This window comes from Marinobacter sp. (genome assembly GCF_052094685.1).
Taxonomy (GTDB): Bacteria; Pseudomonadota; Gammaproteobacteria; order Pseudomonadales; family Oleiphilaceae; genus Marinobacter.
The window spans coordinates 3,671-12,184 of record NZ_JBQDKB010000099.1; the positions used below are offsets into that span (position 1 = coordinate 3,671).

At 53.5% G+C, this 8,514-nt stretch carries 7 protein-coding genes and 1 pseudogene; all 8 read left to right on the top strand.

Translation table 11 applies throughout. The features are described 5' to 3' along the window. Nucleotides 1-180 (top strand): annotated as a pseudogene (locus tag ACTH3S_RS15565) (hypothetical protein); the annotation flags it as partial. Then, nucleotides 180-1,199 (top strand): hypothetical protein, encoded by a 1,020-nt coding sequence (locus tag ACTH3S_RS15570; protein ID WP_441809924.1) that lies wholly within the window; start codon nt 180-182, stop codon nt 1,197-1,199. The pseudogene ACTH3S_RS15565 and the gene ACTH3S_RS15570, both read left to right, overlap by 1 nt. Further along, nucleotides 1,190-1,396: a hypothetical protein gene (locus tag ACTH3S_RS15575; protein WP_441809925.1), complete on the top strand. Its 207-nt coding sequence runs from the start codon at nt 1,190-1,192 to the stop codon at nt 1,394-1,396. Before ACTH3S_RS15570 ends, ACTH3S_RS15575 begins: the two co-directional genes overlap by 10 nt. Then, a complete protein-coding gene (locus ACTH3S_RS15580) occupies nt 1,396-2,418 on the top strand; it encodes a hypothetical protein (protein ID WP_441809926.1) in 1,023 nt (340 codons plus the stop codon). Before ACTH3S_RS15575 ends, ACTH3S_RS15580 begins: the two co-directional genes overlap by 1 nt. Nucleotides 2,419-2,668: 250 nt before the next feature. Continuing rightward, nucleotides 2,669-2,884: a hypothetical protein gene (locus tag ACTH3S_RS15585; protein ID WP_441809927.1), complete on the top strand. Its 216-nt coding sequence runs from the start codon at nt 2,669-2,671 to the stop codon at nt 2,882-2,884. Nucleotides 2,885-2,898: 14 nt separating this feature from the next. After that, nucleotides 2,899-3,438 (top strand): DUF4123 domain-containing protein, encoded by a 540-nt coding sequence (locus tag ACTH3S_RS15590; RefSeq protein WP_441809928.1) that lies wholly within the window; start codon nt 2,899-2,901, stop codon nt 3,436-3,438. A gap of 36 nt (nt 3,439-3,474) precedes the next feature. Further along, on the top strand, nt 3,475-7,359 hold the full coding sequence (locus ACTH3S_RS15595) for a hypothetical protein (RefSeq protein WP_441809929.1): 3,885 nt from the start codon (nt 3,475-3,477) through the stop codon (nt 7,357-7,359). Next, a complete protein-coding gene (locus ACTH3S_RS15600; protein ID WP_441809930.1) occupies nt 7,352-8,344 on the top strand; it encodes a hypothetical protein in 993 nt (330 codons plus the stop codon). The genes ACTH3S_RS15595 and ACTH3S_RS15600 overlap by 8 nt, the downstream gene beginning before the upstream one ends. Nucleotides 8,345-8,514: the final 170 nt, after the last annotated feature.

Genomic DNA, 8,514 nt, shown 5'->3' on the forward strand with positions numbered 1-8,514 from the left:
GCCGTCCGAGCCCAGTGGCATTCGCGCTGGAGCGACGATGAAAAGCGCTATTTTCCAGCGCCGGAATTGGACGAAGCGCTGTCTTACTCTCCAGACGAGAGTAGTCAGCCGAATTTCGGTGAGGAAAATCAGCCATTCTGGGCCGATGAGCAAACACACCGGGTTAAGGAAGATGTTTGATGTCAGCCACTATGGATAGCCAGCAGCCTTACGCTGACACCGCGTATCGTAGCAACCGCGAGCAGCCTGACTTGTCGGAGCCCAATCAACAAAGCGTGCTTTTTCAGAAGGGTTGGACCATGGGCCCGCCGCTTTCCAGAGAGCGCTTAAGCCATGTCTATCCCACGGTCTTTGTGGATATCTGGACACCAGAGGGGCTGCGAGACAATAAGGCTGAGGAGAAAAGAAAAGGTGTTACGGAGCTGGAGGAACGCCATACTTATCATGGCCGACTGGATGAAGAAGTGATTCGTTACGCGACCCTCCCAAAAACCAGCTGGGTTCTATTATGGATGCGCCATGGGGGGCGTGCGATATTCCTGATGCTGTTTCCTGCGTTTATCCTGGGGTGGGGCCTCGTGTGGAGCCAAGAGCCTCCTAGTGTTACTTTAAAGGAAATGTTCTGGGACGGTATGTTTCAAGTTTTTGCTTACATGTTTTTCCCGTTGCTATTTTGCTGGGGATTCGGTGCTTTCCTTGAAAAGAAGTTTCCTCAAGTTATCTACAAAGAACCCAAAGGCCCCCTATGGGAACTTAGCCGCCAAACGGGCCAGGTCACTGTGTTCCATCATCCCGAAAAATCAAACAAGCCCGGCCAGATAGACGCCCAGGCGCCTTTCCACGAATGGAATGGCTACATGCTTAGCCTGCCGGACCATCAAGGCAATATCTGGTATCGCCTGGTGTTGGTTCACAAAACCCAGGAATGGGCGCTGCCCCTGAATCAGCTTGTTGCCGCCACCACCCTTCGCGAAGATGTGCTGGCCTATTGGGACCTGATTCGCCAGTACATGGATGTGACCAAACCATTACCAGACATCCCTTTGTTTGAAGCTTATCGTTACCTCGACCCCACAACGGCCGAACACGACGAAAAGAAAGGTCGCAATGCGCAGTACTGGCGCAATATGGATGATGAAAGCTACAAGACTTTTCAACAGGACAACATGACCAAGCTGAAAAAGTACGAGTGGAGCTGAAAACGCTATATGCCGCGGCCGTCCGAGCCCAGTGGCATTCGCGCTGGAGCGACGATGAAACGCGCTATTTTCCAGCGCCGGAATTGGGCGAAGCGCTGTCTTACTCTCCAGACGATCATAGTCAGCCGAATTTCGGTGAGGAAATTCAGCCATTCTGGGCCGATGAGCAAACACACCGAATTAAGGAAGATGCTTGATGACAGCCACTATGGATAGCCAACAGCCTTACGCTGACACCGCGTATCGTAGCAACCGCAAGCAGCCCGTCTTGTCGGAGCCCAATCAACAAAGCGCGCTGTTTCAGAAGGGTTGGACCATGGGCCCGCCGCTTTCCAGAGAGCGCCTAAGCTATGTCTATCCCACGGTCTTTGTCGATATCTGGACACCAGAAGGGCTTCGAGATAATGAGGCTGAGGAGGAAAGAAAGGGCGTTACAGAGCTTGAAAAACGTCACACCTACCATGGTCGACTGGATGAAGAAGTGATTCGCTACGCGACCCTCCCAAAAACCAGCTGGATTCTATTGTGGATGCGCCATGGGGGGCGTGCGATATTCCTGATGCTGTTTCCCGTATTTCTCCTGACTTGGATTGTTGGTTGGACATTTTTAGAAGGGCCGGATGTAACCTTCAATGAATTTTTTCTGGAAGGGGTTCTTCCCCTAATTGTTTATATGTTTTGTCCGCTGCTCTTTTGCTGGTGGTTCGGTGCCTTTCTTGAAAAGAAGTTTCCTCAGATTATTTACCAAGAACCCAAAGGCCCCCTCTGGGAGCTTAGCCGCCAAACGGGCCAGGTCACTGTGTTCCACCATCCCGAAAAATCAGACAAGCCCGGTCAGATCGACGCCCAGGCCCCTTTCCACGAATGGGATGGCTATATGCTCAGCCTGCCGGACCATCAGGGCAATATCTGGTATCGCCTGGTGCTGGTCCACAAAACTCAGGAATGGGCGTTGCCCCTGAATCAGCTTGTTGCCGCTACCACCCTTCGCGAAGACGTACTGGCCTACTGGGATCTGATTCGCCAATACATGGACGTGACCAAACCATTGCCAGACATTCCTTTGTTTGAAGCCTATCGTCGCCTCGATCCCACAACGGCCGAACACGACGAAAAGAAAGGTCGAGATCCACAGCACTGGCGCAATATGGATGATGAGAGCTACAAGACTTTTCAAAAGGACAACCTGACCAAACTGCACAAGCACAAATGGAACTGAACTGCGTGCGCAACATTTGATCGTAGAGATCAATATCAGCGGGATAGTTTTTATTGCAGAGGTGCCTTACTTCTCCTCCCTCCCGTCTTGGCCATCGCCGACCACCTCCGCGACCCAGCATCACTGACCGAACGTATCACGCCACCAACGCACCGCCTTACGCGCTGCCAGAACAAAAAACCGCACTCTGCACCTGAAAGCCGGGGGCGCGCCGGGTAAGGGGAGTGGGCAGAAGGTTGGTGTGCCGGGAATGCCAGGGTTGTTGACGGCTACGGGTGGGGTTGTGGAGCCTGTGGTGTTGGCAGAAGTCGGGCAGCGGATGGATGCAGAGCCTAAAGCAATCGTGGTGCACCGTATGAGGCAAGCAAAGCAGCAGCGCTCCGCTTTGGTGGAACAATGCCAAGAACAACCAGATGGAACTTGCCCGTTGACTCACTGCCCTTGTGGTAAGGCGCAGGCGGTTTGAAGAGCGCCGGGAGCATGAATAATCAGTCTGTTAAAAACGCGAATGTCCGCTATTTGGTGCTGGAAAGCACAGAGCGTAAGCCCTTGCTGCAGGAACTCTATGAAAAGTCAGAATCTCCTGTCTGGATGCATTTGTTTGCGGAGACAGAATGGCAGCCTTATCTGAGTGAAAGCCCTCTTGTGGTTGAGGTGTTTACGGATAGTGCAGCTTGTACTTGGGCCATGGAGGGGCTTGAGAGTGGCCGGCTTAGAGGGTTGGTTCTCGAGTCGCAGCATAATCTGAAAGTGGTGTCAGACTGGCTGCGGGAGCGACTCACCGTGCGCTTTGATAGAGGCCGCATAGGGCTTCTTCGATTCTATGATCCGCTAATCTGGCACAAACTAACCCCCGAAACCAGAAAAGAAAAGAGTGTTATTGAGCGTGCGTGGTATTGGCATGACGCGCTTGATGAGCAGCATTGGCTTGTGAGTGAACACCCCGAACCGGTCACGATGTTGCCGGTGCCATCATTGGAAGAAAAGCAGTGGCTCGCATTGAGCGCGGGAAGCGCTTGATCATGAGCCCGATATACAAAGAAGGGAGTGACAGGGATGTCTGAATCAAAACCAACCCGAGATCAAGGCAACTGCGGTCCTGCCTGTGAGGGCGATACGCTCATTGTGGAAGTGCTGGGTACGGATCATCCGCAGGGACAGGAACTTCGCATACTGCATCATGAAGGCTCGGCTCCCTACACCGCCGTTGATGGCCAAATTGACAAAGAAATTCTGGACTCCAGCGTGCTTCGCGTATGGCCATGGCAAAGCGCGCAGCAGGCCGATGTAGCTCTGGAAATTGCAGCGGAGGAGGGCGACCCGTTATTGATTCCGCTATATAGCCTTCCAGAGTCAACTCCACGGCAATTGAATCGCCAGAAGCTGATTCTTGCGCCATTTGTTCCGCTAACTTTGGTGGAGCGTGAGGAGCCAATAGCTGGGGTACCGGCACAACAGATTGTGTCGGCTCGGTCAGGTTATCTTTATCTGTTCCGGGATAACCGGTTATGGCGTGAAATAAACATAACTCAGAGTGATGATGGACAGCTCATATTTCGGGACGTCTCGCTGGGTAATTACAGAGAAGAAGGGCAGCAATACCTGAGCGCCAACATACGTTTGCCCACGTCGGTGCCTTTGGAAGAAATCTGGGTGCCTGTAAATTATTACCGCACAAGTGTTACTTACTCCAGCGACGTTAGAGTGGCCTGGTCGGAGGTTCAATGGTCTGCTGCACGCGTCAATTTCCTGGAAAACGATAGGGCGGCACTAGGCGAGCGAACCCAGAGGATAGTGCAGAACCCGAGTGCCCGTTGGGGCCCGAAGTTTGCAGAACTGGTTTCCTTGGATGAAGTGGAGCATCAGCGTGGCCGGCAACCTCTGCTGGAAGAACAGTTGCCTTGTGCTTTCGAGTTTCTCAGTAATCTTGACGGCCAGTATGGACTGGAGTGTTATGAGTTAGCGGTTGAGGAACAGAAAAACTTCTTTGCCGGCGGAGACGATGCTGAAAACGCATGGCGTGAGAGCCAATATCGAAATACAAACCTAGGCCCCACTGCAGCAATCAGGAACATGGTATTACAGGACCTTGCCGGTGAGACTGGCGAAGCCGCAACTGCGGACGCTAGCACTCGCAAAGTGTGGGAGAGTATTGGCAAATCCAAAGATATCTTTGATGGCTGCCGTAATAGGAGGGTACTGGGAGTCGTCGTTTACGATGAACTGTATGAAATCCGCAAAGCCATGGCTCGTACCAACGCCGGTATGGTGTACCAAAAGGGTTTGCGGGAGTGGGCCAATCGTCAGCCCCATTATCAAAGTGCTGAACTGGTCGAGCAAACGATATTGCCAGAGATGCTGGGCGGGCAGCCCAACCCTTTGAACAAACATACGGAGCATCTTGATCTCTCCATGGCTGGTAAGCTTGGGCAAGCTCTTCATCGTGCTTATAGGGCTCATGGAATTAATACGATCAAAGCTGCTCAACGACGACTACTGGCCTTGGTAGAAGACGCTCATAATCAGACCCGGCTGGCTGACCTGTTCTCTTTGGAGGGGGGTGATTACCAGAGCGGTTTTATGCTGACGGGGCAGCTGTTCAGCACCCTGCAGCATGACGCGGAGGTTGTTGATAAACCGTGGTTGGCTGCCAGCAACCCTGATTGCGATACCCGTTGCAGTGGCCGCCTGACCGACGCGGATGATAATCCGGCTCTGGGCGGCTCCCGGCTAGTCATCAATATTGCAAAGGAAGGTTCAAACCACCCATTGCATGCCATGTTGTATCCCCAACCAGAAGCTGTGCCGCTGAACCAACCCTACGAGTTACCGGAGTTGGAAACTAACACGGGTGACGGCTTGTTTCGGCCAGCAGCTTTTGCGGAGCTGGATCAGGATGACCCGTTGCCGGCTCAGGAAGACCTGCAGACTTTGGAGGCTGTCTCAATTGTGGCCTTAACTGAACAAGGGGCTTTCAATTCCCTCGGACATTTGAGGATGACAACCAAGGCTCTCGATGGAATAAGTGGCCATCTGATGAACCAGTTCAACAAAGCTCTGCAGCGCGTTTATGGTGAAACGATGCGTATCGATCTGGATATTCATGGCCCCATAGTGCGAGCCCTCAAGGCCATGAACCCCACATTGCTCGGTGAGCTTCATTTTCTGCCTCAAGGGTCGCAGGGGATGAATATGGTCGTGCTGGGCGTGGAAGATCCCGAGATCGGGTTGCGTAATGGGCTGACCGAAGCGGAGCGTGATTACTTCAATCGCAACAATAGCAGTGGTCGGTTCTTCGGAGAAGTCCAGGACAGCGAAGGGCGCATCATCGGTAGCACCAACCCAAACAGAGTGCCGGGCGGAGTGGGGGTGGAAGATTCCGGTCGGTTCTTCGCCTTTATGGCACCCGCAAACTCCGAACTTGTAAGGAACTACCGCGAGGTGCGGCAACAGATGAGCCGGCAGCGCAGTCTTGGGAAGTCTCTGGATCGGCTTGGGTTGCCTTATGTGGTGTTGGGGTTTGAGCTTTGGAACCTCAATAATGTAACCGCAAAGTATGCTGGCTTGACGAGATCACGAGGAAATGGGCGCGCTCGAGCAGAATATACGTCTGCAGTATCGGACCTCATGTTCGCGTCAATTGCTGTGGCTGAGCAACTGTCCAAGAAACTGATGGATAGCACGGCCATTGCCCGCCAAATGAATCGGGTGATATTTGACGTTGAGAAGGCCGTAGCTGCAGGCAGAATCTCTCAGGCTTTCGGAAGCCGATTGCCACGAGCGGTAACCTTGCGAATGGCGTCGGTTTCTATATTGGCCTTGCTGGATGCCGGTATCCGAGCAGCGGATTCGATTCACTACCTGAGAACAGGTCAAGCGGCCTCAGCCGTTGCCATGGGAGGCTCGAGTGTTGGTGCCCTAATGACAGGCTGGGCTGGCGCTGCACTGATGAGCCCAGGTCCTGCGGCGGCTTCCAGTACCGGAGCTGTGTTGGGGCTGAGCACCCCAGCGGGCTGGGTCGTGCTGGGCGTCGGCCTGACGCTGGTCATTGGCGGGTCACTGGCCGCCAGCTTATTGGAAGACGACGAATTGGAGTCCTGGCTTAAGAACGGGCCATTCGGGGACTACCGCAATTCGTCGTACGAGCACTTATGGGGCGAGGCTCCAGAAACAGATGCAGTCACCCTGGATGAGGAAACCCAGGTGGAATCCTCTGAGGGTTTCTGGTCTTGGCTGCCTTGGGCCAATGATACGCCCGAAGCGCCAGCACCCAAACCAGTGCCAGAACGGGAGGCCTTCTACCGGCTTGCCAATATTCTGGCCGGTGTTCGGATCGAGGAGTCGCTGCACCATGTAGACTCAGCTGAGGCGCGTAGAGTGGCTGAAACCCGCCTCAGCGAACATGGATCAACACCTTCTCGCCGGGAGGTAGATGCGTTGCACGATGAGCTGATAAAGACCAACTTCCGTGTGGTAGTTAAAAGCAATCTGGTTAGCATATTGGGAGATGCTGCACTTAAAGTTTATATTCGCCGCCTCAAAGAAGAGCGTCGACCAAACCCACCGGGGGGCGGCACCACAGTGATCAGTAGCGAGCTGGAGGAGCCTTCCTCTAGCCATTGGTGGACTCACCGCAGAGCCTTGCCAAATGGCATCGAGTACTGGCTGCATACACCCAAGCGGGCGGGGATGGTCTATTACGAGTGGACGGTACGGGGGCGACTGGTTGCCAAACTGGGTACGGACAGGGAATATGTGTTTCCGGCACCGCCCGTCCGCGATTCGTTAGTCTTTCAAACGAGCAAGTACGGCGATCACGATGAGCCGGACTTTACCCAGGATGACGCCCCTTTCTGGGCCAACCTGACCACAAACCGGGTAGCTCTGAATATCCGTGCCCACCGAAACCAGAATGTTATGGAGAAAGCTTCCAATGGGTGAGAGTAGCTACTACAGCCCGACCGCCTGGCAACCCGAGCGAGAAAGTAAGTCTCGTCGCCGAGGGCAACTGGACACTCGCTCCCGAAGCTTTCGGTTCCAGTGGGCAGCGGGACAAAAGCTGTCCAAGGAATATTTCCCTAATGTGGCGCCTGGTGATTTTCTGGAGACCTGGCCGCCGGGACAGGAGGAGGATACTAACTGGTACGTTGAAAAAGGGCCCGGTAAAGAGAACATACCGATTGCCTGGATCAACCAAGAGAGTATTCGTTACACCACGCTGCCGAGTTCGTCATGGCGCTGGTTAATAGTCAAAGCTTTTGCTAAGTTCCTTTCGACCATTGGGATTCTTGTCTTTACTTTTATCTGTATCACCATGCTCATCACGGTTGAAAATGATTGGCGGTCACTGCTTAAAGAATTTTATATACCCGTAATGTTTTATGGTGGGGGTACGAGTGTTTTGGTATGGGGTATTATCAGTCTCATCGAACGCCTCTTTCCTGCCTGGATCTACAAAGACCCTAAAGGCCCCCTCTGGGAATTCAACCGCCGCACTGGGCTGATCACAGTTTTTCGTAACCCAAAGAAGAAGCGGGATGCCGGCCAGATTGCCTGGCAGTCGCCGTTTTCCGAGTTTGATGGCTACGTCCACAGCGGCCCTACTCACCAGGGTCTACCGCTATACTATGGCGCAATGGTTCATAGGTTTCGTGAGGAGGCACTGACCCTGACTGCCTTCCAGGCGGCCTCTGCCAACGACGAAGACCACAAGGCGTTATGGAACTTCTGGCTGCAATACATGGACAGCACAGCCCCGTTGCCGGACATTCCGTTGTTTGAGCCCCATCGCGACAAAGACCCAGTGACCGCAGAACACGATAAAACTGACCGTCGCAATCCCAAGTACTGGCGAGACATGGATGAGGCCACCTACAAACAAAAAACGGATGATATGTACAAGCGATGCCTCAAGGTGTTTGGGTGACGATGAAAGACTCGCCTTTGAAGTGTGATTTTCCGGAAACGGCTCTAGAGCCACACCTTGGCCTGACCGCTTTTGACCTTGGGGAATAGGTCGCCCCAGATTTCATAGAAACTAGGGGGCAGGTCTCTTAATGGGCATGATCCGCGCTGAGAAAACGATCAGCAACGAGT

Excerpts from the sequence above, each read along its gene's own strand:
- ACTH3S_RS15570 (WP_441809924.1), top strand. The coding sequence starts at position 180 with ATGTCAGCCACTATGGATAGCCAGCAGCCTTACGCTGACACCGCGTAT.
- ACTH3S_RS15590 (WP_441809928.1), top strand. The coding sequence starts at position 2,899 with ATGAATAATCAGTCTGTTAAAAACGCGAATGTCCGCTATTTGGTGCTG.
- ACTH3S_RS15600 (WP_441809930.1), top strand. The coding sequence starts at position 7,352 with ATGGGTGAGAGTAGCTACTACAGCCCGACCGCCTGGCAACCCGAGCGA.
- ACTH3S_RS15580 (WP_441809926.1), top strand. The coding sequence starts at position 1,396 with ATGACAGCCACTATGGATAGCCAACAGCCTTACGCTGACACCGCGTAT.
- ACTH3S_RS15585 (WP_441809927.1), top strand. The coding sequence starts at position 2,669 with ATGCCAGGGTTGTTGACGGCTACGGGTGGGGTTGTGGAGCCTGTGGTG.
- ACTH3S_RS15595 (WP_441809929.1), top strand. The coding sequence starts at position 3,475 with ATGTCTGAATCAAAACCAACCCGAGATCAAGGCAACTGCGGTCCTGCC.